This window comes from Parasphingorhabdus sp., assembly GCF_036568145.1.
Lineage (GTDB): Bacteria > Pseudomonadota > Alphaproteobacteria > Sphingomonadales > Sphingomonadaceae > Parasphingorhabdus.
Map to the genome: position 1 here is coordinate 69,067 of NZ_DATCTC010000012.1, position 24,468 is coordinate 93,534.

General features: G+C 53.2%; 26 protein-coding genes and 1 tRNA gene. 15 read left to right on the top strand and 12 right to left on the bottom strand.

All coding sequences use genetic code 11. The features are described from left to right. Positions 1-16: 16 nt before the first annotated feature. A complete protein-coding gene (locus tag VIN76_RS02840; RefSeq protein WP_332040302.1) occupies positions 17-1,021 on the top strand; it encodes an aspartate carbamoyltransferase catalytic subunit in 1,005 nt (334 codons plus the stop codon). Continuing rightward, positions 1,018-2,238: a dihydroorotase gene (locus VIN76_RS02845; RefSeq protein ID WP_414696262.1), complete on the top strand. Its 1,221-nt coding sequence runs from the start codon at positions 1,018-1,020 to the stop codon at positions 2,236-2,238. The genes VIN76_RS02840 and VIN76_RS02845 overlap by 4 nt, the downstream gene beginning before the upstream one ends. Before the next feature lie 39 nt (positions 2,239-2,277). On the opposite strand, the gene VIN76_RS02850 is transcribed toward VIN76_RS02845, so the two are convergent. From VIN76_RS02850 to VIN76_RS02860, 3 genes are read right to left on the bottom strand one after another with little or no spacing between them, the layout of a single operon-like run. Continuing rightward, a complete protein-coding gene (locus tag VIN76_RS02850; protein WP_332040304.1) occupies positions 2,278-3,660 on the bottom strand; it encodes an SPOR domain-containing protein in 1,383 nt (460 codons plus the stop codon). Positions 3,661-3,705: 45 nt separating this feature from the next. Then, entirely contained in the window at positions 3,706-4,320 is a 615-nt protein-coding gene (locus VIN76_RS02855) for a hypothetical protein (protein ID WP_332040305.1), read from the bottom strand. An 18-nt stretch (positions 4,321-4,338) separates the two neighbouring features. Then, a complete protein-coding gene (locus VIN76_RS02860) occupies positions 4,339-5,061 on the bottom strand; it encodes a ParA family protein (protein WP_332040306.1) in 723 nt (240 codons plus the stop codon). Positions 5,062-5,330: 269 nt separating this feature from the next. Here VIN76_RS02860 and VIN76_RS02865 point away from each other — a divergent pair, with 269 nt between their 5' ends. Further along, a complete protein-coding gene (locus tag VIN76_RS02865; protein ID WP_332040307.1) occupies positions 5,331-6,431 on the top strand; it encodes an SPOR domain-containing protein in 1,101 nt (366 codons plus the stop codon). A gap of 6 nt (positions 6,432-6,437) precedes the next feature. Here the strand turns inward: VIN76_RS02865 and serB are convergent, their stop codons facing one another. After that, complete coding sequence (gene serB, locus VIN76_RS02870; RefSeq protein WP_332040308.1) at positions 6,438-7,319, bottom strand: phosphoserine phosphatase SerB; 882 nt, start codon at positions 7,317-7,319, stop codon at positions 6,438-6,440. Between serB and miaA the strand changes: the two genes are divergently transcribed. The 7 genes from miaA to VIN76_RS02905 all read left to right on the top strand — a co-directional run bounded on the left by miaA (position 7,318) and on the right by VIN76_RS02905 (position 14,874). Then, positions 7,318-8,250: a tRNA (adenosine(37)-N6)-dimethylallyltransferase MiaA gene (gene miaA / locus VIN76_RS02875; protein WP_332040309.1), complete on the top strand. Its 933-nt coding sequence runs from the start codon at positions 7,318-7,320 to the stop codon at positions 8,248-8,250. The genes serB and miaA overlap by 2 nt on opposite strands. Positions 8,251-8,392: 142 nt before the next feature. Further along, on the top strand, positions 8,393-10,138 hold the full coding sequence (locus VIN76_RS02880) for an acetolactate synthase 3 large subunit (RefSeq protein ID WP_332040310.1): 1,746 nt from the start codon (positions 8,393-8,395) through the stop codon (positions 10,136-10,138). Then, positions 10,138-10,653, top strand: a complete 516-nt coding sequence (gene ilvN / locus VIN76_RS02885; protein WP_332040311.1) for an acetolactate synthase small subunit — start codon at positions 10,138-10,140, stop codon at positions 10,651-10,653. The genes VIN76_RS02880 and ilvN overlap by 1 nt, the downstream gene beginning before the upstream one ends. Positions 10,654-10,777: 124 nt before the next feature. Continuing rightward, positions 10,778-11,797: a ketol-acid reductoisomerase gene (gene ilvC, locus VIN76_RS02890; protein WP_332040312.1), complete on the top strand. Its 1,020-nt coding sequence runs from the start codon at positions 10,778-10,780 to the stop codon at positions 11,795-11,797. An 80-nt stretch (positions 11,798-11,877) separates the two neighbouring features. Next, positions 11,878-12,060 (top strand): hypothetical protein, encoded by a 183-nt coding sequence (locus VIN76_RS02895; RefSeq protein ID WP_332040313.1) that lies wholly within the window; start codon positions 11,878-11,880, stop codon positions 12,058-12,060. Positions 12,061-12,139: 79 nt separating this feature from the next. After that, the gene (leuA, locus tag VIN76_RS02900; RefSeq protein ID WP_332040314.1) at positions 12,140-13,798 is read left to right on the top strand and encodes a 2-isopropylmalate synthase; all 1,659 of its coding nucleotides are present in this window, start codon (positions 12,140-12,142) and stop codon (positions 13,796-13,798) included. A gap of 104 nt (positions 13,799-13,902) precedes the next feature. Beyond that, a complete protein-coding gene (locus tag VIN76_RS02905) occupies positions 13,903-14,874 on the top strand; it encodes a nitronate monooxygenase family protein (protein WP_332040315.1) in 972 nt (323 codons plus the stop codon). Positions 14,875-14,913: 39 nt separating this feature from the next. Here the strand turns inward: VIN76_RS02905 and mltG are convergent, their stop codons facing one another. The 5 genes from mltG to fabD form a co-directional block, all read right to left on the bottom strand. Further along, positions 14,914-15,885: an endolytic transglycosylase MltG gene (gene mltG / locus VIN76_RS02910; RefSeq protein WP_332040316.1), complete on the bottom strand. Its 972-nt coding sequence runs from the start codon at positions 15,883-15,885 to the stop codon at positions 14,914-14,916. Between the two features lie 7 nt (positions 15,886-15,892). Further along, positions 15,893-17,146 (bottom strand): beta-ketoacyl-ACP synthase II, encoded by a 1,254-nt coding sequence (gene fabF, locus VIN76_RS02915; protein WP_332040317.1) that lies wholly within the window; start codon positions 17,144-17,146, stop codon positions 15,893-15,895. Between the two features lie 171 nt (positions 17,147-17,317). Further along, the gene (locus VIN76_RS02920; RefSeq protein ID WP_332040318.1) at positions 17,318-17,554 is read right to left on the bottom strand and encodes an acyl carrier protein; all 237 of its coding nucleotides are present in this window, start codon (positions 17,552-17,554) and stop codon (positions 17,318-17,320) included. Positions 17,555-17,667: 113 nt separating this feature from the next. After that, positions 17,668-18,411: a 3-oxoacyl-[acyl-carrier-protein] reductase gene (fabG, locus tag VIN76_RS02925; RefSeq protein WP_332040319.1), complete on the bottom strand. Its 744-nt coding sequence runs from the start codon at positions 18,409-18,411 to the stop codon at positions 17,668-17,670. 28 nt (positions 18,412-18,439) lie between these two features. Then, positions 18,440-19,375, bottom strand: coding sequence for an ACP S-malonyltransferase (gene fabD, locus VIN76_RS02930; protein ID WP_332040320.1), 936 nt, complete (start codon positions 19,373-19,375; stop codon positions 18,440-18,442). 259 nt (positions 19,376-19,634) lie between these two features. On the opposite strand from fabD, the gene rpsF reads away from it, so the two are divergent. The 5 genes from rpsF (at position 19,635) to VIN76_RS02955 (ending at position 22,740) form a co-directional block, all read left to right on the top strand. Next, positions 19,635-20,024, top strand: a complete 390-nt coding sequence (rpsF, locus tag VIN76_RS02935) for a 30S ribosomal protein S6 (RefSeq protein ID WP_332040321.1) — start codon at positions 19,635-19,637, stop codon at positions 20,022-20,024. A gap of 21 nt (positions 20,025-20,045) precedes the next feature. Beyond that, positions 20,046-20,270 carry a 30S ribosomal protein S18 gene (gene rpsR / locus VIN76_RS02940; RefSeq protein WP_108810187.1) on the top strand — a complete coding sequence of 75 codons (225 nt, stop codon included), beginning with the start codon at positions 20,046-20,048 and terminating at the stop codon, positions 20,268-20,270. 11 nt (positions 20,271-20,281) lie between these two features. After that, positions 20,282-20,935 (top strand): 50S ribosomal protein L9, encoded by a 654-nt coding sequence (rplI, locus tag VIN76_RS02945; RefSeq protein WP_332040322.1) that lies wholly within the window; start codon positions 20,282-20,284, stop codon positions 20,933-20,935. Positions 20,936-21,025: 90 nt separating this feature from the next. After that, positions 21,026-22,075 carry a hypothetical protein gene (locus tag VIN76_RS02950; protein ID WP_332040323.1) on the top strand — a complete coding sequence of 350 codons (1,050 nt, stop codon included), beginning with the start codon at positions 21,026-21,028 and terminating at the stop codon, positions 22,073-22,075. After that, a complete protein-coding gene (locus VIN76_RS02955; protein WP_332040324.1) occupies positions 22,075-22,740 on the top strand; it encodes a Fe2+-dependent dioxygenase in 666 nt (221 codons plus the stop codon). The genes VIN76_RS02950 and VIN76_RS02955 overlap by 1 nt, the downstream gene beginning before the upstream one ends. 14 nt (positions 22,741-22,754) lie before the next feature. Here the strand turns inward: VIN76_RS02955 and folE are convergent, their stop codons facing one another. The 3 genes from folE to VIN76_RS02970 form a co-directional block, all read right to left on the bottom strand. Further along, positions 22,755-23,375 (bottom strand): GTP cyclohydrolase I FolE, encoded by a 621-nt coding sequence (gene folE / locus VIN76_RS02960; protein WP_332040325.1) that lies wholly within the window; start codon positions 23,373-23,375, stop codon positions 22,755-22,757. Between the two features lie 215 nt (positions 23,376-23,590). After that, positions 23,591-24,037: a DUF4168 domain-containing protein gene (locus VIN76_RS02965; RefSeq protein ID WP_332040326.1), complete on the bottom strand. Its 447-nt coding sequence runs from the start codon at positions 24,035-24,037 to the stop codon at positions 23,591-23,593. A 299-nt stretch (positions 24,038-24,336) separates the two neighbouring features. After that, positions 24,337-24,413, bottom strand: a tRNA-Arg gene (locus tag VIN76_RS02970). Positions 24,414-24,468 lie beyond the last annotated feature (55 nt).

A 24,468-nucleotide genomic window follows, 5' to 3' on the forward strand; every position in this document is an offset into this window, starting at 1 on the left:
TATAGGCCTGATTTTAATGACATCAGAGCAAACAGGTTCACCATCGACCGCCGGACATCAGTTTCCTGCGGGGTCGGATGCTTTTCCACATCGCCATCTATTGGGCATCGCCGGCTTACAGCCCTGGGAGATATTATTTCTCCTGAAAGAGGCTGAACAATGGGTCGATCTCAATCGCAAATCGATCAAACATTCAGGCCGGCTGGATGGCTTGACAGTCATCAATGCCTTTTTCGAAAACAGCACGCGCACGCTGCTTTCATTCGAGATTGCGGGCAAACGGATGGGCGCTGATGTCGTCAACATGCACGCCGCGCAGTCGAGCATTAAAAAGGGCGAAACCCTGATAGATACAGCGGTCACGCTCAATGCCATGCGCGCGGATGCGATAGTCATCCGTCATGGCAGTTCCGGCGCAGTGCAATTGATTGCGGACAAGGTGGACTGCCCTGTCCTGAACGCTGGCGATGGCAGCCATGAGCACCCGACACAAGCGCTGCTCGATGCACTAACGATTCAGCGGCGCAAGGGCGATATCAGCGGCCTGACGGTCACGATTTGCGGTGATGTCATGCACAGCCGGGTCGCTCGTTCCAATATTTATTGCCTGACCACATTGGGCGCGAAAGTCAGGGTTTGCGCACCGACATCGCTATTACCCCCGGCGATCGAGCGGTTGAATGTCGAGGTTTATTCGAACTTTGCCGAAGCGCTTGACGGGGCAGATGTCGTGATGATGCTCCGGCTGCAAAATGAGCGCATGAACGGAGATTTCATCCCGAGCGCGCGCGAATATCATCACCTTTATGGCTTGACCAGAGAACGGCTGGCACTAGCAAAGCCCGATGCACTGGTCATGCACCCTGGCCCGATGAACCGCGGCATAGAGATTAGCAGCGATATTGCCGATGATCCCGAACGGTCTGCCATAACGGAGCAAGTGGAGATGGGGGTTGCGGTCAGAATGGCCTGCCTCGACGTGCTGACGCGCCGGTCCCGCAATGTGGAGGGATGGTCATGAAACAGGTCTTTACCAACGCGAAGGTTCTGGTTCCCGGAGCGAAAGCGCCCCTGCCCCTGAACGTAGCAACAGACGGTGATGTGATTGCCCGTGTGAACGAGGAAACACCATCATCGGACGAGAAAAACATTGACTGCAAGGGTGCGATATTAGCACCCGGCATCATCGACCTTGCTGTCTTCAAGATCGACAAACCGGCCTTTCACTTTGGCGGCATAACGCGAGCGGCTCTTATGCCCGACCAGTCTCCGGTGCTTGATCTACCGGCGATGATCAAACATAATTCCTCCGAAGGTAAGCCAAGCCTATGGTCCCACCCGCTTGCTGCGGCAACAAAGGGACTGAAAGGCGCTGAACTGGCAGAAATCGGCTTGATGAAAGAAGCGGGCGCACGCGCTGTGGCGACGGGAAGAAGCTGGATCGCGAACAGCGGGGTCATGCTCAAACTGCTCCATTACTGCAGATCACTGGATATGCCTGTCATCGTGCATAGCGAAGATAGCGGTCTTACCGCTGATGCGGTTGCAACGGCTGGCGAAACCGCCACGCGGCTAGGGATGTCGAGCGCTCCGGCCAGTGCGGAAGCGCTGTCAATCGCTCGTGATATTGCTTTGGTGCGAGAAAGCGGCGCGCATGTCCATTTCCGTCAGGTTACGACTGCCAATGGACTGGACCTGATCCGCGACGCCAAAGCAGAAGGCTTGCCGGTAACATGCGGCATTACTCCGGCACATTTATTTCTGTCCGATATCGCGATCAGTGATTTCAGGACCTTCGCCAAAATGTCGCCTCCGTTGCGAAGTGAAGAAGACCGGCAAAGCTGCCTTGTGGCCATTAAAGACGGCACGATTGATGTCCTTTCCTCTGGCCATGATCCACGCGGCCCGGAAGGCAAGAGATTACCTTTTGCCGAGGCGGAAACCGGCATGGCAGGCGGAGAAACCTTGTTAGCGCTTTCACTCAACCTGGTTCGTGACGGGCTGATTGACTTGGGGCGCTTGTTCGAGTTGCTGTCAACCAACCCGGCAAAAATACTCGGGGTGAATGCCGGACAAATTGCCGAAGCGTTCGAGGCGGATCTGATTTTGGTCGATACGGAAAAGCCATGGCAGGTTGATAGCCGTAAAATGGCGGCCTCTGCCGGGAACACGCCATTTGACAAGCTGCCAGTTCAAGGGCGGGTCAGCGCCATATATAAGGGCGGAAAAGCAATCTAGCTTCACCGCCCAGATAGATTGATTGGATTGTCAGATGCTTTATCGGGAAGCAAGCTGCTGCGGCGATTTGGCGCTTACATGGCCAACCATTTCGGTATGGCCAACGCTTCGCACTTTACGAACGATACAACCGCCACCTTTCGCTTTGATGCCGCCACACAAGGCTTTTGCAGATTGTTCATTACCAAAACCGACAGCGGACAAGCGATACAGCGTTTTCCCGTTGAGTTTCACGGTTGAGCTTACATGCTGATATGCGCTTAGTTCCCTATTCTTTGCCGACAGGATCACCCAAGCGCGTTGTACGTTTTCCGGTGAAGAAAATGCGCCCACCTGAACAAGATATTGGCCATCAGGTTGAGCCTGTTCGAGCGGTGTGAAGGAGATATTCTTCTTCTCGGGTTTCGCCGCGCTTACGGCCACCTCCTTCGGAGCAGCGGCCTCTATCAACGGTGTTTCCGGCGCTTTTGCGAACAGTGTCTTTGAAACTGCTGTGCTTGCCGGAACATCAACCTTTGTCACCAGCATATTGTCATCATTGGCGAGAAAATCCGCTTTGAAATCCGCATCCGCAGTTTCACTCACATCATTTGTCGGTAGTGGAATATCACGGTCAAAACTGGCAACTTCACGGCTATAATCCACTGCAGGTGCTGCCGGAACAACAGGCGCGATATTGAGCGCCAGACGCACTGGCTGACCAGGATCACTAATGGCCGGTTTCACATCCAGCACAGAAGCCACCCGCATTTCATAAGCACCCGGACGCGCCATTTGCGCCCACTGCATGATCCGTGCGTCAACATTGGTCGGTGATATATCCTGCACCGCCATTAATTTGGCCTCTTTCCACCGGCCATCCAGAGCATAAGCCAGGCCCAGATTCTGACGTGTCCGGGCGGTGACATTGGCGCTTCGAATCGCCTGCTCCAACTCGTCAATCGCGGCCTTGGCATCACCCGCCAAAGCCAAAGCCAAACCATAATCGGCCGTCGGAATGAACTGACGGTTATTTTCAATCAGCTGTCTGGCTTTGTTTGCCTTGCCTTGCGCCAGTTGAGCCAGACTAAGGCTTAAAATAGTGCGGGCATCGCTTTTGCCCAGATCCATCGCATCCAGAAAGCTGCGCTCTGCTGAATGGAATCGACCGGCGGCCAGATAAGACTGACCAAGCAGAGCCCGTGTCGCCGCATCATTGCCGGCAGCGGCTACGGAACGCTCGGCATAGGCAATCGCAACTTCAATATTGCCCTTTTCAAGCGCTCTTTCAGCCTTGCTTGCGTATTTCGCTCCGTCTTTGGACGATGCAGGCGTGCTTGATGCAGATGCGACCGAATCACCTCCGGCAGGTCCACAGCCCGTCAGGGACGCAGAAATGACCATGGTTGAGGCGGCCAGTTTCAATATCATATCGCATTTCATAGCAATGCCCTCGCAATTATATTCAATAACATGTGCTCAAACCGTTCAGCGTGGCGTGATCCGCTCAGCCAGGTCGTCCAGTTCGGGAATAGACCTCAAATAGTTATCCACGGCTTTGGTCACCAACTGCTGCGCGGAAACATTCTTGACAGCTGTTGCCAACCGCAGCTTCAGATGCCTGTCAGCGTCCAGTCGCAAGGTAAAAGCGACCTTGGCTTTGCCAGTGCGCGACTTTTGCGCCGAGCGACGAGGTGTTGAAGGTTGCTTGGCCTTAACCTTGACTACGGGGACCTTTTTGCGCGGAGCAATTGTCTGCTGTTCAGGCTCAGCCATGGTTTCGGAATCATGCTGTGTTTGCAGGCTCAGTTTGGCTGCAATTTCTTCCTGCTGCTTGCGAACCGCTGGAACAACTTCCGGAATCGCTCCGGCCAAGGGGTTATAGTGATATTGACCTGATTCCTCCGGACTATATTCATCTGATTGCGCCGCTTCATGGTCGGGATTGGTATCATATCCCATATCATTCCAGCCCAGATCTTCATTCGCATGATCGGAATAGGTTGGGAATGCTATACCCTGACGCCGCATCGCCGGCTTTGCGCCGCCCTTGCGAGCAAGAAGGGCGGATGACAGTGATGCCAATGGCTTTGGTTCGCTCATATTATCTGCTCCTCCTTCCTAAGACCCGAAGACCCGGCGACCGAAATTGCCACCAGGACGATATGCTCCGGCACTGTTTGTCGAAGCCATGCCGGGGGATGTAAATACGGTGCGACGGAAATTCTTTTCCAACCGGTCGGAAATATAGCTCCAAAGCTGCTGGATTTCCTGAGAAGAACGTCCCTGGGGATCAACTTCCATGACGGTGCGGCCGTCTATCATGGAGCCAGCAAAATCTGTCCGATGATGGACGGTAACCGGTGCAACGGTGCCGTGCTGTGACAATGCAACTGCGGCTTCCGAAGTAATTTTGGCTTTCGGTGTAGCGCCATTGACGACAAACAATAGCGGCTTTCCAGCACGCTCACATAAATCAACGGTTGCGCCCACGGCACGTAAATCATGCGGACTGGGGCGTGTCGGAATAACAATCAGTTCGGCAACCGAAATCACGGACTGGATCGCCATCGTAATCGCTGGCGGTGTATCAATGACAGCCAATTTAAAACCCTGTTGCCGCAAAATGCTCAAATCAGTCGCCAGGCGCGAAACAGTGGTCTGTGCAAAAGCGGGCAGTTCCGCTTCACGCTCGTTCCACCAGTCGGCGAGGGATCCTTGGGGATCGATATCGATCAATACTACCGGGCCAGCGCCTGCCAGTTGGGCTTGTACAGCCAAATGCCCCGACAATGTTGTCTTGCCAGAGCCACCTTTTTGGGATGCCATTGCTAGAACTCGCACTCTATTCCCCTTGTCTTGTCTTTTCACCGGTTATCCCGGACGCCTGGAATTAATTCATCCTCTTCTCTGACAGAACAGCTCTAAAATAGGGTTAACGAGCACAGCGTGTTTTTTTGGATAGGCAAAAGCTTGCTTCGGGCAGTGGAAAATCCGGGGAACATGGGAAATCAATTTTATGAATAGGGTTACCAATTCTTTGCGATTTAGCATTATGCTGTAATTATGTATAAGGTAGATCATACTAATTCGAAGACCAAAGGCCTGATATTATGAGCAAATTCCCATTCACTCACCGCTTGCTAATCGCTTCCGCCCTTTTCGGATTGGCATCTCCGACATTGGCGACTGTCAAGGATGGTGTGGATGCCTGGGGTCGGGGGGACTATAGTACAGCAGTTGCCGAATGGCGCGGGCCTGCCAATGAAGGGGACGCGGACGCACAGTTTAATATGGGCCAAGCCTATAAACTTGGCCGCGGCGTAACAATGGATTTGGCCATGGCCGAACAATATTATAAAAAAGCAGCGGATCAGGGGCATTTGCAGGCAAGCGACAATTATGGTCTGATCCTTTTCCAAGACGAACGGCGCAATGAAGCCCGGCCCTATTTGCAAGCCTCCGCCGAGCGCGGTGAACCCCGTGCGCAATATATACTGGGCACGGGTTATTTTAATGGCGACTTTGTCGAGAAGGACTGGGTAAAGGCTTATGCCCTCATAACCCGCGCCTCTGCAGCAGGCTTACCGCAGGCGACATCCAATATGGCACAGATGGACAAATATATCCCGCTTGAACAAAGGCGAAGCGCCTTAGCGCTGGCCAGCCAGATGGAAGAAAATGAAAAACGGAGCCGCATTGCACAAATAGGCGGTTTGCGACCGATACCATCGACCGGAGTGATCGAAACGGCACAGTTGCCAGCATCGCAGATAGTGACCGCAGCGCCAGCAGTATCAACCGCAACATCAACACCAGTTCCCGCACCAAAACCGGTCGCCAAGCCATCTGTGGCACAGGCGCCGACAGTGCCACCTTCTACCACCAAGAAAACCCCCAAACCTGCGCCAGTTCAGGTGGCAGCGGCTAAATCAGACCCGAAGCCGACTCCAAAAACAACCCCTGCAAAACCCGCAGCGGCTGATAAATGGCGTGCTCAATTGGGCGCTTTCAGTGACCAGAAAAGGGCCAAGGCACTTTGGGATAGTCTTGGTAAGCGGGTTTCTGCATTGAACGGTCTGCAACCCTATATAGAAACGACAGGTTCCATAACACGGCTGCAAACCGGTCCATTTGCGACAAAGGCTCAGGCCAGCAAGATATGCACTACAGTCAAAGCCGCCGGCAATGACTGTATTGTAAAGTCACGCTGACGGTGGCTAAATGGTTACCCAGTCTTTAGAACCGATGCCCTGAATATATAACAAAGCGGTCAGGTCATTATGGCTGATCGCAGCATCTGCGGCGGCGGCAGCCTTTGGCTTGGCGTGATAGGCAACCCCCATCCCTGCCAATGCAATCATCGGAATATCATTGGCACCGTCCCCTACAGCCATACACTGATCGAGCGATAGTCCAGCGGATAAGGCGCCCTGCCGCAGTATTTCTGCTTTCCGCGCCGCATCGACAATCGAGCCGTTTAACGAGCCGGTCAAACGTCCATCGGCTTCTGCCAGAATATTCGCTTCGAACTTGGCAAATCCTATATCCCGGGCCACCGGGTCGGCGAACCGGGTGAACCCGCCTGAAACTAATATAGTCATAGCGCCGCGCGCGGCCATTGTTTGTACCAACAGCTTGGCACCCGGCATGATCTCAACTTTTTCGTCAAGGCACTGCTCGATAGCAGAAAGCTCCAATCCAGCGAGTAAAGACACCCTGCTCCGCAAGGCTTCTTCAAAATCCAGTTCACCGAGCATAGCCCGTTCGGTCACTGCGGCAATCTGCTCCTTGATCCCGGCATAGCCTGCCAGTTCATCGATACATTCGATCGTGATCATCGTGCTGTCCATATCGGATATCAGCAGTTTCTTTTCGCGATTACTGGCCGGTTGAACCACAAAATCAATCATAGAGCCTTCGAGCAGCAAGGCTTGCTGCGCTTTTTCCAAATCCCCTTCAAAATGGATATCGGCGGCCTTCCCGTCCACTATGTCACCAATCCCGGTAATCTTGGCGCCAGCACCAGCCAAGCGATCGGCAGCCGAATTTAACTCTCCCTTTCTCAACTGATCTGCTGCTATTAGTGTGGCGATGAGCATGATTTCTCCAAATGACAATGGGTCCAAGATTAAGAAGGATGTCGCACTGATCGTTGGTCCGACGGCCAGCGGCAAGTCCGCATTGGCACTGCAACTTGCCAAAAAGCAACCCTCTGTAATCATTAATGCGGATAGTGCGCAGGTTTATGCCGATCTGCGTATCTTGAGCGCAAGGCCCAGCGAGCAGGAGATGGGCGGAATCAGCCACCGGCTTTACGGCTATATTGACGGCGCGGAGGCTTGCTCTGCGCCTCGCTGGGCGCGTGATGCGAAGGCGGAGATTGCCGCTGCCCATGCGGCTGCTATGTTGCCGATATTGGTCGGCGGAACGGGGCTTTATATCCGCACTTTGCTGAACGGCATTGCACCGATACCTGATATTGGTCCAGCTATTCGGGCACAGGTCCGGGATTTGGCTGTAGACGATGCCTATGCACTGCTGGAAAGTGAGGACCCGGTATCTGCGGAGCGTTTGAATCGCCGCGATTCAAGCCGGATCATGCGTGCGCTGGAAGTCGTGCGGTCCTCTGGCAAGCCTTTGCATCATTGGCATGCACATTTGACAGGCGGGATTGCCGATGAGATCAGCTTGCGCCCACTGGTCCTGCTTCCACCACGTGAATGGTTGTATGAGCGGTGTGACAGGCGTTTTCAGATCATGCTTGACGAAGGCGCGATGGAGGAAGTGGAGGCACTCCTGCACAAAAGGCTGCCTGACGATTGCCCGGTCATGCGGGCTATCGGAGTTCCGGAGCTTAGCGCCGTGATACGCCGGGAGATGGACATGGAGGACGCAAAGACCCGCGCCATGGCCGCCACCCGGCAATATGCCAAGCGGCAATATACCTGGTTCCGGAATCAGTGCCCACCGGAATGGCCGAGGCATGAGGCGATAATAAATGATGAGAATATATCTGATATTGAAATATAATTACAATATTTGCCCTTGACACAACATATATAGATATGTAGCCCCGCCCATTCAGAGCGAATGTTGTTCATTGCCTTGCAGTGTGGCATCGCCTATTAACCGCCCACTTGCCGTGGGTTTAATCGTGATAATGGAGTTTAAAGTGGCCGAGAAAAGCGGTGCAGATATATTGGTACAAACCCTGCTTGATCTGGGTGTAGATACCGTATTCGGCTATCCGGGCGGGGCTGTGCTTCCCATTTACGATGCCCTTTATAACCATAACAAAATCAAGCATATTCTGGTTCGTCACGAACAGGCGGCGACTCACGCTGCCGAAGGCTATGCGCGTTCGACCGGCAAGCCCGGCGTTGTTCTGGTTACATCCGGACCCGGTGCGACCAACGCGGTTACCGGCATTACCGACGCGCTTATGGACTCGATTCCAATGGTTGTCATCACCGGACAGGTTGCGACCAATCTGATCGGTTCCGATGCTTTTCAGGAAGCGGATACTATTGGTATTACCCGCCACTGCACAAAGCATAATTATCTGGTCAAGAAACCGTCCGACCTTGCCGGCGTTTTGACCGAGGCTTTCCATATTGCAACCAATGGTCGCCCCGGCCCGGTTGTTGTCGACATTCCCAAAAATGTCCAGGTCGCGGAAGCCGAGTTTAGCCGGAATAACAGCCTGAAGAACAGCCGTTATCAGCCACAGATTGATGGCGATTTCAAAGCGGTTAACGAAGCCGTTGAAATGATAATGCAGGCCAAGGCGCCGATCCTTTATACAGGCGGCGGCATCATCAACAGCGGCCCGAAGGCAAGCGAGACTTTGCGTGAGCTGGCGGAGCTGCTGGGCGCGCCGGTAACTTCTACACTCATGGGCCTTGGTGCTTTTCCGGCATCTTCCGACCAGTGGCTGGGTATGCTTGGCATGCACGGCACCTATGAAGCCAATATGGCGATGAACCGTGCCGATTTGATTATCTGCCTTGGCGCACGGTTTGATGACCGTATCACGGGCCGAATCGATGCATTCTCGCCAGACAGCAAGAAAATCCACGTCGATATTGACCGGTCATCGGTCAACAAGACGATCCGTGTTGACCTGCCGGTTATCGGCGATGTCGGCCGCGTCATGGAACAAATGCTCGCTGTCCTGAAAGGTCGCAAATTCCGTGCACCGGACTATGAAGAATGGTGGGCCCGGATCAAGGGCTGGCGAGCGACCAATTGTCTTTCCATTCCGGAAAACAAGACCGAAATCATGCCACAAGAGGCTATCCGCAAATTGTGGGAAGCCACTCATGAACGCAATCCGATCATCACCACAGAGGTCGGGCAGCATCAAATGTGGGCTGCGCAGCATTTCCATTTTGAGCATCCGAACAAATGGCTGACCAGCGGCGGACTGGGCACAATGGGCTATGGCCTGCCTGCGGCAATCGGCGCGCAACTCGGGCATCCCGATGCGCTGGTTATCGATATTGCCGGTGAAGCGTCGATCCAGATGAACATTCAGGAATTGGCCACCGCCAGCCAATACCGCCTGCCTGTAAAGATATTCATCCTGAACAACCAATATATGGGCATGGTGCGCCAATGGCAGTATCTGACCTATGAAAGCCGCTATTCAAACAGCTATTCCGAAAGCCTGCCCGATTTTATCAAGCTGGCGGAAAGCTATGGCTGGACCGGTGTGTTGATCGAGGATCCTGCCGATCTGGAAGCGGGAATTGCGAAGATGATTGAAACCGACGGTCCGGTATTGGTGGATTGCCGCGTGGCGCAGCTTGCCAATTGTTTCCCGATGATACCGTCCGGCGCGGCGCATACCGAAATGCTGTTGTCTGAAGACGACATCAAAGGCTCGCTGGACGATAACGCAAAGGCGCTTGTTTAATGCATATCAATGAAGAACAGGTTGAACGGCATGTCCTCGCCGTTCTGGTCGATAACGAGGCCGGTATATTGGCGCGAATCGCAGGCATGTTTACGGCTCGCGGTTACAATATCGAAAGCCTGACCGTGGCGGATATCAGTGCCGACCATGCGATCAGCCGGATTACCATTGCCACTTCTGGTCCGCCGCATGTGATTGAGCAGATCATTGCCCAGCTTGACCGGCTGGTCCCGGTTCATAGCGTCCGCGACCTGACAGAGTCCGGCCCCCATGTTCAGCGTGAACTGGCGCTTGTAAAAGTGGCTGGCAAAGGGGAAGCCCGGATTGAAGCCATGCGTTTGGCCGATATCTATCGCGCCCGCGTCGTCGATGCGACGACCGAAAGTTTCGTGTTCGAGATTACCGGCAACCCTGGTAAGATTGAGACCTTTATAAGCCTGATGCGCGAAGTCGGACTTGTCGAGGTTGGCCGTACTGGCGTCGTTGCTATTGGACGGGGCCCGGAAACCGCTTAAACATCATTCATTATATCATTTAATCACTCGTCATGCCGGACTTGTTCCGGCATCCAAAGCGTCATTCGCTGACTGGCAGATCCCGAATCAAGTTCAGGGTGACGAAACATACTGGAGGAAGAAAATGAAAGTTTATTATGACGCAGATGCCGATCTCGGCCTCATCAAAGACAAGAAAATCGCCATTGTCGGCTATGGTAGCCAAGGCCACGCCCATGCCCAGAACCTGCGCGACAGCGGTGTCAAGGAAGTAGCCATCGCTCTGCGCGCTGGTTCTGCAACCGCCAAAAAGGCTGAAGCTGCCGGATTTCAGGTAAAGACCAATGCCGAAGCCGCGGCGTGGGCCGACATTGTCATGATCCTTGCCCCCGACGAGCATCAGGCAGCGATTTATGCCAATGACCTGCATGACAACATGAAACAGGGCGCGGCTATCGCATTTGCCCACGGCCTGAACATTCATTTCGGCCTGATCGAAGCGCGTGAAGATCTTGATGTCATCATGATCGCACCCAAAGGCCCCGGCCACACGGTGCGTAGCGAATATCAGCGCGGCGGCGGTGTGCCTTGCCTGATCGCCATTGACCGCGACGTGTCCGGTAACGCCCATGACGTAGCGCTGGCTTATGCATCCGGCGTTGGCGGCGGTCGCAGCGGCATTATCGAAACCAACTTCCGCGAAGAATGTGAAACCGACCTGTTCGGTGAACAAGCTGTGCTTTGCGGCGGGATCACCCATTTGATCCAGGCCGGTTTTGAAACCCTGACCGAAGCCGGTTACGCACCGGAAATGGCTTATTTCGAATGTCTGCACGAAACCAAGCTGATCGTTGACCTGCTTTATGAAGGCGGAATTGCGAACATGCGTTATTCCATCTCTAACACCGCAGAATATGGCGACATCACAAGCGGTCCGCGAGTGATTACCAGCGAGACAAAAGCCGAAATGAAGCGCATTTTGGCCGACATCCAGTCAGGCCGTTTTGTCAAAAACTTCGTTCTCGACAATCGCGCCGGTCAGCCTGAGCTGAAAGCTGCTCGTAAAATTGCCGAAGCGCATCCGATTGAAAAAACCGGTGCAGAACTTCGCGCGATGATGCCGTGGATTGGTGCGAACAAACTGGTCGACAAAGAAAAGAACTAAATCCCGGAAACATGTGACCGCGCTGCCATCTGTTATGAGAATAGCGATGCGGCGCGGTTTCGCATTTCAGGTGCATCTGAATGACCCGTTTTTTTCCGGTTATTCACCTGCCGGAAAATAATCTGATCAAGCGAGTTGCTTTTTGCACGGCAATGGATATTAGTAGCTGCGATGACACGTATCTCGAACAAACTAGAGCTACTACGACTTATGCGCCCTTAGGCGTACCAGTGATGCTGCGCGAAGCAGCGCCACCCGTCTAAGGGTTATTTTCGAAAAAATTGAAATTAACTGGCATTTTGCGCCTTGCGCGAAAATGCTTGCAGCATAAGAGTAATAGTCATGCATCCAAATCCATCTCAAAAATATCGCCCCTTTGGTCAGATTGATTTGCCCAATCGCCAATGGCCATCCCGCACCATTGAAAAAGCTCCGCGCTGGCTTTCCACCGACTTGCGCGACGGGAATCAGGCGCTGATCGACCCCATGGACGCGCACAAGAAACAGCGGTTTTTTGATCTGCTCGTAAAGATCGGGATTAAAGAGATCGAGGTTGGTTTCCCCGCTGCGGGCGCGACCGATTTTGACTTTATCTCTGGACTGGTCAAATCCGGCAAGATTCCCGATGATGTGATAGTCCAGGTGCTGACCCAGTCCCGCCGGGACTTGATCGAAACCAGCTTTGCCAGTCTGGAAGGCGCCAAACAGGCGATTGTCCATTTGTATAATGCCGTGTCACCGGCATGGCGCGATGTCGTCTTCAAGCTCGATAAAGAAGGCGTGAAGGATATCGCCAAGGAAGGCGCGACTATTTTGCGCGAACAGGCGGAAAAATATCCTGATACCGATTGGCATTTTGAATATTCGCCGGAAACCTTCTCAACCGCCGAACTGGATTTCAGCCTGGAAGTCACGGAAGCGGTGATAGATATTCTCGAACCGACAGCCGAAAAGCCGTTGATCCTGAACCTGCCCGCTACGGTAGAGGCTTCTACGCCCAACATCTACGCCGACCAGATCGAATGGATGTGCAACAATATCAGTAATCGCGACCATGTCGTGATCAGCTTGCACCCCCATAATGACCGTGGGTCGGGTATCGCGGCGGCAGAGCTTGGCTTGATGGCTGGCGGCGACCGGGTCGAAGGCTGCCTGTTCGGTAATGGCGAACGCACCGGCAATGTTGATTTGGTGACATTGGGTCTGAACATGTACACCCAAGGTATTGATCCAAAAATCGATTTCTCCAACATGGACGAGATCGTTAAAACGGTCGAATATTGCAATCAACTGCCCGTTCCAGCGCGTCATCCCTATGCAGGGGAACTGGTCTTCACAGCCTTTTCCGGATCGCATCAGGACGCGATCAAAAAAGGATTCGCCGCGCAGGAACAGCGCAATGACGAATATTGGAACGTCCCCTATCTGCCGATTGACCCAAGAGATATTGGCCGCGACTATGAAGCGGTTATCCGCGTTAACAGCCAGTCCGGCAAGGGCGGAATCGCCTGGATCCTGGAACAAGATTATGGCCTGAAACTGCCCAAGCGCCTGCAAGCCAATTTCAGCAGAACAGTGCAGGAACTGGCCGATGAAACAAGCCGTGAACTCTCCTCCGATGATATCTGGAGCGCATTCCAGAAACGCTATCATCTGGATGGCAACGGCAAATATAATCTGGTTGATTATCAGGAAAGCCAGTCCGGCAGCGAACGTATATTTGTGGGCAAGGTAAAAGGGCCGGACGGAGAAATTTCGGTCAGTGGCCGTGGAAACGGGCTGATCTCCAGCGTTGTCAATGCCCTTGCCTCTTCGCTGGGCGTGTCGTTGGAAATCATTGATTATCAGGAACATGCGCTGGGCTCTGGCAAGGATGCGCAAGCCGCCGCCTATGTCGAATGCAAAGCCGGTGATGGCCGCGAATTTTACGGGGTCGGCATCAACAGCGACGTGGCCACCGCTTCGGTTGAAGCACTGCTTAGCGCCGTAAGCCGGGTATAAAGAAGGCTTCTTAACCGACCGATTAAAAAGATAGTGGAATCCGCCTGCTTATAAGCTATGGCGGATTACCACATTTTTTGACAAGCTTCTTGATCGGGGAATCCATGACCTTACCAGCCATATTCAATAATCTTCGCCTGCCTCTTATCGGTTCGCCGCTTTTCATTGTATCAGGGCCCGAATTGGTCATTGCACAGTGCAAAGCCGGTATCGTCGGTTCCTTCCCTGCCCTCAATGCGCGGCCGCAAAGCCTGCTTGACGAATGGCTGCACCAGATCACCGAAGAATTGTCGGCATGGAACCGCGATAATCCTGATAAACCAGCAGCGCCTTTCGCAGTGAACCAGATTGTCCACAAGTCCAATGATCGCCTTGATCAGGATTTGGCGACCTGTGAAAAGTGGAAAGTGCCGCTGATCATCACTTCGCTGGGCGCGAGGGAAGATCTCAACACCGCTGTCCACGGCTGGGGCGGGATTACGATGCACGATATTATCAATGACCGTTTTGCCCATAAAGCGATTGAAAAAGGCGCGGATGGACTGATTCCCGTGGCGGCCGGTGCTGGCGGTCATGCCGGAACCATTTCGCCTTTCGCCTTGATGCAGGAAATTCGCCAATGGTTTGACGGTCCTGTTGCCCTGTCCGGCTCCATCGCCAGCGGGGCCTCTATTCTGGGCGCTCAGGCAATAGGAGCGGACCTCGGCTATATGGGCTCCGCATTCATTGCGACCAAGGAGGCCAATGCCGATCAAGCCTATAAGGAAGGCATTGTCGAAGGCCGGGCGAGCGATATTGTCTATTCTGACCTGTTTACCGGCGTCAGCGGGAATTACCTGCGCCAGTCCATTGCCAATGCCGGCCTTGACCCCGACAACCTTCCGCAAGGGGATTATAAGACCATGAACTTCGGTTCCGGTGGAAATACGGAAAAGAAAGCATGGAAAGATATCTGGGGCTGTGGTCAGGGCGTCGGCGCAATCGACGATGTGCGCTCGGTCCAGGAAATGGTTGACCGGCTGATCGAGGAATATCGCGCCGCTAAAGAAAGCCTGATGTCGCGTTCCAATTATTGAGCGTGGGGTAAACCTGCCCACTAAACCGCATTCCGCCGCTTACATTTCACCCCGTTCGCGGCGGATTGCATACCATTTGGCGACATTGGCATTATGCTCGTCCAGAGTCTTCGCAAAGATATGTCCGCCCTTGCCATCTGCGACAAAGTAAAGATAATCGGTCTTTGCAGGGTCGAGCACTGCCTCGATTGAAGAACGGCCCGGATTGGCAATCGGACCTTTGGGCAGGCCGGTCATCGCATAGGTGTTATAATCATTCACATCTGTAATTTCGGAGCTGCGGATGCGGCGGCCCAATGGCTTGCCCTTCGTGATCGGGTAGATAATCGTGGGGTCGGCCTGTAGCATCATTCCATTGCGGATCCGGTTGCCATATACCGCCGCCACGGTCCGCCGTTCAGCCTCTATTGCGGTTTCTTTTTCCACAATCGCAGCAAGAGTGACCGCTTCTTCCGGCGTCTTCACCACGCTCTCGGCAGTCTTCTTCGGCCACAGTTCGGCCAGAACATCCTTCATCGCCTTTTGCATCCGCTCGACAACAGCCGCGCGTGTCTCGCCGCGTTCAAAACTATAGCTATCGGGTAATATCGAACCTTCTTCCGGCACGGGAATATCCCCGGTCAGCAATTTTTCCGCCATCAGCGTTTCATACACGATGATCGACGGCGTTCCCTCCGGCACGGTAATCAGGCGCTGGATGGTCTTTCCGCTCTGTAACAGCGCATAGATCTGGGCATTGCTAGCCCCGGAAGGAATCAGGAATTCCCCCGCTTTAATGGGTTCGGAACCGCCAAGAATCTTGGCGCGGCTCAGAAAAAGCTCGGCGGATTTAATCGCGCCTTCTTGCTCAAGCGTTTCAGCCGCCATCCCAACGCTCGACCCGCGCTTGATTATGATCGCGCGTTCGTTTTCCAGTGGCCCGCTGCTATTCCACCCATAGATGAAATTGCCCGCAAACACGGCGGCGATAATTGCGGCGACAACAAGTATCAAACATCCGAGTCGCCGCATATCGTGATTATATCGCTTTCATAATCAGGCTGGCATTGGTTCCACCGAAACCGAAACTGTTGCTCAGCACAGCTTTGACTTCGCGCTTTTTGGCAACATGCGGAACCAGATCAACGCCATCACAGCTTTCTTCCGGATCATCGAGGTTCAGCGTAGGCGGAACAATCTGGTCACGGATCGCAAGAATACAGAAAATTGCTTCCACGGCCCCTGCCCCGCCAAGCAAATGCCCGATCGCGGATTTTGTCGAGCTCATCGACATGGTCTTGATATCATCACCGAACAGACGGCGGACCGCTGCCAGTTCCAGCACATCGGCCATGGTCGATGTACCGTGGGCGTTGACATAATCAATATCCGCAGTGGTGAGGCCAGAACGTTTCAGCGCCATTTCCATCGAACGGTAAGCGCCAACACCATCGGGATGCGGGGCAGTTACATGATGCGCGTCGCCGGACATGCCATATCCAACCACTTCGGCATAGATTTTCGCACCGCGAGCCTTGGCCCGTTCATATTCTTCGAGGACCACAACACCCGCGCCTTCGCCCATTACAAAACCGTCGCGGTTCTTGTCATAGGGGCGCGATGCTCCTTGCGGATTGTCATTATTGGTGGACAGCGCTTTTGCCTGGGCAAAGCCGGCAATCCCAATCGGGCAAATCGTTGCTTCCGAACCGCCAGCCAACATGACGTCGGCATCGTCCAGCGCGATCATGCGAGCGGCATCGCCAATACTGTGTGCGCCAGTGGAACAGGCCGTTACAACCGCGTGATTAGGCCCCATCAAGCCATATTTGATCGAAACCTGACCGGAAATCAGGTTGATAAGGCGCCCATGGACAAAGTGCGGGCTAACCCGTCCCGGTCCGCGTTCGTAAAGAACGATGGATTCTTTTTCTATGCCCGGTAATCCGCCGATTCCCGAACCTATAGAGCAACCTGCACGTAATTTTTCTTCATCGCTCATCTCGGTCAGTCCGGCATCTTCCAAAGCCTGACCAGCGGCATCAATGCCGTAAATGATGAACGGGTCAACCTGACGCTGGACCTTGTGATCCACCCGTTTGTCGGGATCAAACCCATATTCATGGTCCGCAGGTTTTACTTCGCAAGCAATGCGGCATTTTTGGTCGGAAGCATCAAAGCGCGTAATTTCCCCGGCACCGGATTTTGAAGCCAGAATATTGCTCCAGGTTGTTTCCACATCTCCGCCCAGCGGCGTTACCAATCCCAGTCCGGTCACTACAACACGACGCATGCTATACTCCTTGCTATCAGGCCTATTTTGGCAGGCCGGCCCCTCGGCCCTGATTCAAAAGCGGCTCCCGGTTCAGGAAATGATTCCCAGGCCGGTGAGCCGCTTTATACTTATCTAGCGTTCATTGGCCTTAGAATGCGACCTTCGGATGCGGCCACATTCCAAAATCAATTAACCTTTATTTTGGTCGATGAAGTCGATCGCATCCTTGACTGTCGCGATTTTTTCTGCGGCATCATCAGGGATTTCAACGCTGAATTCTTCTTCGAATGCCATCACCAGCTCAACAATATCGAGGCTGTCAGCACCCAGATCATCGATGAATGCCGCTTCTTCATTCACTTTGTCGGCTTCTACACCAAGATGCTCAACAACAATCTTTTTTACGCGGTCTGCAGTCTCACTCATGAGAGTTCCTTCTTCTTTTAGGTATTAGTTAGGTAATAATTTCCATTTTGTCCTAGTGCCATGCCGCCCCGCTTGCAAGAGGGGACGCACAGCTTTGTGCAACGAACAGTGTCTTAACTGATCATCGCCATCCCGCCATTCACATGCAGAGTCTGGCCTGTGACATAGGATGCCTCGTTGCTGGCCAGATAGGCTACAGCGGCTGCTACATCGTCCCCGGTTCCCATTTTTCCGGCAGGAATCTTGTGGTTAATCTCTTCTTTTTGTGCATCGGTCAGTGCATCCGTCATCGGGGATGCGATAAATCCCGGTGCAACACAATTCACGGTAATGCCGCGTGATGCCAGCTCCTGTGCAAGCGCTTTGGACATTCCGACCAGCCCTGCTTTCGATGCAACATAATTGACCTGTCCGGGGTTGCCGGTTGCTCCGACCACCGAAGTGATCGAGATGATTCGCCCATGGCGCGCCTTCATCATCGGCCGCGCAGCAGCACGTACAAGGCGGAATGCCGATTCCAGATTGACGTTCAACACGTCGGACCAGTCATCGTCCGACATCCGCATGACCAGCCCATCGCGCGTAATACCGGCATTGTTCACCAATATGTCGAGCTTGCCGAGCTTTTCGATCACTGTCGGGATCAGTGCATCCACTTGTTCGGCATCGGAAAGGTCGCATGGTACAACAATATGCCCCTCGCCTTTCAGCTCCGGAATCAATTCCATCAATGTCAGGTTTCTTGTGCCCGACAACGCGATTGTCGCGCCGCGCTCTGCCAATGCCTTCGCGATGGCCGAACCAATTCCGCCGGATGCGCCCGTTACCAGCGCAGTCATTCCTGTGAGATCAAACATTTTTGTTCCTGCTATTAAATTTCAGATTTCAGACTGTGGCCAGAAAAGCGTCGATATCATTGCGGGAGATCAGACTGGTCGCCTCGACCTCTTTATCAATCCGCTTTATCATCCCGCCAAGCACTTTGCCGCCAAATTCGACAAACTGTTCCACACCGGCTTCGGAAAGATTGAGCACAGATTCGCGCCAGCGCACGGTTCCCGTCACCTGCGCGACCAGCAACCGGCGAATCTCGTCAGTATCCGTGACCATATCCGCCGTTACATTGGCGAAAAGCGGGACAGATGGCGGCATGATATTCGCCTCCGAAAGCGCCTCTTCCATCGCCTCGGCCGCCGGTTGCATCAAAGAACAATGGAACGGTGCAGAAACCGGCAATAATACACCGCGCTTGATTCCATGCTCTTTGACCAGAGCAATAGCGCGTTCAATCGCTGCCATATGGCCGGAAATAACAACCTGTGTCGGGTCATTGTCATTTGCGACCGTGCAAACCTCACCTTCCGATGCCGCGTTAGCAAGGGCAGATGCCTTCTTTATATCCGAACCCAGCAAGGCGGCCATTCCGCCCTCACCCACCGGCACGGCCTTTTGCATGGATTGCCCGCGCAGTTTCAACAACTGCGCTGTCGTCGTCAGGTCAAATGCTCCGGCGGCGCATAAGGCGGTATATTCACCCAAGCTATGGCCAGCGACAAAAGAACAAAGCTCCTCGAGCGACTTTCCGCCTTCTTTTTCCATGACCCGTAAGGTTGCAATCGCATTGGCCATGATCGCCGGTTGTGCATTTTCGGTCAGGGTCAGCTCGTCCTCGGGCCCTTCACACATCAATTTGAACAGATTTTGTTCCAGGGCATGATCGACTTCCTGGAACACTTCACGCGCTGTGCTGCTGGATTCGGCGAGTTCTTTGCCCATGCCAACGGCCTGGCTACCTTGTCCCGGAAAAATAAATGCCCTCATGTCGATCCCTTACCGATTTGATGTCCTGTTTAAGCCGCAGGTAAGCGGGAATGGCTTAGCATGCAAGTATCTGGGCTCAAAATACGGAATGGAAACAAACCGCCCCTTGCATTCATCGCATATATCAGCCATAGGCGCCGCTTCCGCGTCATTCGGCATGATTCCAATCTTGGCGAGCGACACGGGAACAAGAAGAAGGCCGGAGGGGCGTGTCTGCATGGTGCGGCGTCAGCGATCGGTAACATAAAGGAAATATTGCATGCCAATGTATGAGCATGTCTTCCTAGCGCGTCAGGATTTGAGCCAATCTCAAGTCGATGCACTGGCCCAGGAAGCTACAAAAATTGTTGAAGCCAATGAAGGCAAGGTCGTTTTGACCGAAACCTGGGGCCTGCGCACGCTGGCCTACAAGGTTCAGAAAAACCGCAAAGCCCATTACGTAATGCTGCGCCTCGATGCGCCAACCAACGTGATTGCAGAGCTTGAGCGCCAGACTCGTATCAACGAAGATATTATCCGCTTTTTGACCATCCGTGTGGATGAGCATGAAGAAGGCCCATCAGTGATGATGCGCAAGCCCGAGCGCGACACGCGCCGTGGTGGCGGAGATCGCCCTGATCGCCCTCGCCGTGATCGTGACGACAGTTAAGCCAGAGAAGGAGTAAATAATATGGGACGTCCATTTTTCCGTCGCCGCAAAAGCTGCCCCTTTTCCGGCAAAAACGCACAACCAATCGACTATAAAGATGTAAAAATGCTGCAGGGATATATTTCCGAGCGCGGCAAAATCGTACCTAGTCGTATCACCGCAGTTTCCGCCAAGAAACAGCGCGAATTGTCCAAAGCAATTAAACGCGCTCGTCATCTCGGCCTGCTGCCTTATCTCGTGAAATAGGAGCAAGAGACATGGATATTATTTTGCTCGAACGAGTCGAAAAACTGGGCGGCATCGGTGATGTTGTAACCGTGAAGAACGGCTATGCACGCAACTACCTGCTGCCCAACAAAAAAGCACTTCGCGCTAACGAAGCCAATAAAAAGGTTTTCGAAGCCAACCGCGCCCAGATTGAAGCGGACAATGACGCGAAACGCAAAGAAGCTGAACAGGCATCCGGCAATGTCGATGGTAAACAGATCGTTCTGATCCGTGCATCTTCGGCCAGCGGACAGCTTTATGGTTCGGTTTCGGTTCGCGATATTGTCGAAGCCCTGGCAGCCGATGGTGCTCATGTTGAAAAAAGCATGGTCATCCTTGAAAAGCCGATCAAAACGCTTGGTGTTTTCGACGTTCGCATCCGTCTGCACCCCGAAGTTTCTGTCACTATTCAGGCTAACGTAGCCCGTTCCGCCGACGAAGCTGAGCTGCAAAAAGACGGCATCGACGTGATCGCACAGATGTTCGAAGAAGAGCAGGCCGAACTGGCTGCTGCTGCACTTGAAGTCATCGGTGATAATGCCGAAGGTGACGAAGAGTTGAAGGCTGAACTGGAAAGCGAAGCGGAAGCTGCTGAAGAAACGGCATCCGAAGACGCTGAAGAAGGCACCGAAGACAAAGAATAATTTGTCGCCAAATGAATTGAAAAACCCGAAGTTGGTGCGTTACATGGTAACAATCCGCCTTCGGGTTTTTTTTATGCAGATGAGGCCATATTGAACAACACCTGGCAAAACCAGTTTACGAAAGATGCCGGGCTATTGCCCCATCTGGTTGATCTGCCGACCGATCAAATTTTATTGTCGCACCTGACAGAAGAAGATTACCGCAAAGCCAGCTTTCTGGACCAACGGATCGTCACTCCGCAATTGCGAAGGCAGTTAGTGCCTTGGTCGCAAGTATCCCAAATTCCCCTGCCGGAAACACCCACGCCGCAATATATTTTCCATACCGGACATGTTGGTTCGACCTTATTGTCCCGGCTACTCGGAGAGATTGACGCAGTTCTGGCGCTCAGGGAGCCGCAATTACTGCGTACCCTGTGCGAAATATCCCTGATCCGGGATGAACCGGAAAGTCCGTGGTCCCCGGAATCCTTTCAAAGCCGTTTGTCCGAATCCATCCGCTGGCTATCGCGGTCTTTTCACGCGGATCAACGAGTGATGATAAAGGCCAGCAGCTTTGTCAGCGAGTTGGCGCCGCTATTATTGGCAGATTCAGCCGATGCATTGATAATATACGCACCGCTGCGGCGTTATCTCCCTACGATACTCGCCGGTGAAGCCTCGGTTCAGGAAACGCACGTGATGGCGGGCCCGCGCCTGAAAAGGCTGACCCATCATCTTGGAAAGGCTCCTGCCCGGTTATGGGAATTATCACTGGCGCAGCGCGTAGCCATGAGCTGGCTCTGCGAACTGATCACGCTTTTCAAAGCATCCCGAGAGAGTGCTTCCGCCAACATAAAATGGATGGATTTTGAAACCTTCTTATTGGAGCCAGAAAATATTTTGATTGGGGCCGCAGAGCATTTCGGGCATGAGCTGTCCAGGCAAAAGGCGAGCGAGTTGATATCAGGCCCCATCATGGCATCCTATTCCAAAGCGCCGGAACATGATTATAGTCCGGACCTGCGGAGGCAATTACTGGATCAGGCGAACCGGAACCATGCCGACGACATTCTTGTCGCACTGCGATGGGCTGATAATATGGCTGCCCAATTCCCTCTGGTAGCAGAAGCCATGAATTGGATTGAAACGGGAAAATAATGTTCAAACAGCTAAAATTACTGGACCAAGCCCAAGTGAACGAACTTAGGGCAATAGCCGAAAGCGGAAAATTTGTAGACGGGAAAATCAGTAATCCCTTTTCCAAGGTGAAGAACAATCTCCAGCTTCACGATCTGGAAGCCTATGATAAGTCATCCAAAATCCTCCATGATGCGCTGATGTCGAATCGGGAGTTTAACGACTTTGCGTTTCCGGAGAAAATCGCTCCGCCGCTTATCACCCGTTATCAACCGGGCATGCACTATGGAATCCATGCTGACAGTGCGATTATTCCGCTGCCCGATGGACCTATTCGTTCGGATCTAAGCTGCACAATTTTCTTGAACGGTCCCGATGATTATAAAGGCGGCGCGTTACATATCACGCAAGGTGAAGTCGGGCTGCGCTTCAAAGGGCTGGCCGGAACAGCGATAGCATATCCATCGCACACTCTCCATGAAGTCGAGGCTATTTCGCAAGGGGAAAGAATGGTGGCTATTACCTTCATTCAAAGCAGGATTCCGGACGTCATGAAACGCAACCTGCTATATGAATTGAATGAAGTCGCGGCCCTTGAAGGGCTCAACATGAAGCACGAGAATTACACCCGCTTGCAGGGGGTGCAATATAATCTCATGCGTATGTGGATGGATGGACCGCGCTAACAGCCTGTAACAGCTTAATAGCCCATCAGGCTAAGCACTTCTTTCCGGCTGAGCGGGTCATCCAGAAAGCAGCCTAAAAGCCTGCTGGTCGTCATACCCACTCCCGGCGTCCGTACACCGCGTGCGGTCATGCAGCTATGACTGGCCTCTATGACAACCGCGACCCCATGGGGCTTCAGGTTGTCCCAAATGCACTGGGCAACTTCGGCAGTCAGTCGCTCTTGCACTTGCAAGCGCCTGGCATAGCCGTGGAGCACACGCGCCAGCTTTGAAATACCTACAACCCGGTCTGTCGGCATATAGGCAATGCTCGCCTTGCCGATAATCGGTGCCATATGATGTTCACAATGGGAATGGAATGGAATGTCCTTCAGCAGGACAAGCTCGTCATAGCCCCCTACTTCCTGGAAAGTGCGGGCAAGGTGGATTGCGGGATTTTCATCATAGCCTTCGCAATATTCTTTCCATGCGCGGGCCACACGCTTTGGCGTGTCAAGAAGCCCTTCACGGTCCGGATCCTCACCAGCCCAGCGCAGCAATGTTCGTACAGCCTCTTGCACATCATCCGGCACGGGAAGTTTGGCGGCTTCCCGCGCAGCAAGGGCTTCATCAAAAGTATCTGAATAGTCGGCCAAAAGGCAATCCTTTACAGGTAAATAGTAATACGCAATGTAAAGAGATTAAGCTCGACCAACGCTTAGCGCAAGGGCGCGACCGGTTATATCATCAATATAGTGAGAAGGAATTAGCCCGACCTATACCATAGGCGGCAACAGTAATGATGGCTGCGGGAAAGTGCGTGAAAAAATATAAGGGGGTGCACCGTGCACCCCCTCATTAATCGAATGAATTACTCACTCATTTTAGGTTCTGGTTCTTCGGTTGGCTGCTGCGCTGGGGCTGAGCTTGGCTCAGCCGGTTGGGCTGGCTGTGCCTGCTTGGCGGCTGCCATCTGCACACGCTCGTTCAAAGCCTGATCTTTCTGAAGTGCCATGGCGATCTGGTTAAAACGCTGTGGCTCAAGACCGGTTTCCTGCACAGCTGAAGCCATGGACGCTTGTTTTTGCGTCTGGTCCAAAGCTTCATCACCAGCAATTTTCTCGATCTTTAACGCCGCAAGAACGAATTGGTCAACTTCGGCATCGGACACTGATGTCGCAGGAGCCGGAGCGGGTGCTGGCTGTGCTGCCTGCGGGGCTGCTTCAGCCTGGTTTCCCGCTGCTGGTGGTACGTCCTGCGCCACAGCGGCTCCAGCTACAAACAGCGAACCAGCGGCAAGAATTGAAACTACTTTCATATACTATCTCCTTTTGTACGCCCTACAGATAGAGATCTGAGATGCCCTGTTAAGGCCAATCGGACAGACCGTTACTCATGCAGGATGCAACGTTGAATCTACGATATTGGTGCAACTGTTTGAAAAATATCGACTATGCGCAATATTTTACATTTGGAGCGGCAAATCATCGCGATTTAAGAGAATATGCTATCAATACTGATAGGCGCCGGGACTTTATGCAGGACCGCTATCTAGGAAAGTATCCGAGCGCTTTCGCGCTGGTGCCACCGCATACAGTCTGGATATTAAAAGGAAAGTGGCGCGCCCAGGAAGATTCGAACTCCCGACCCCTTGATTCGTAGTCAAGTACTCTATCCAGCTGAGCTATGGGCGCGCATTGTGGGTGTCAGATAGGGGGACTTTCCCTATCTGGCAACCCATTTTATCTG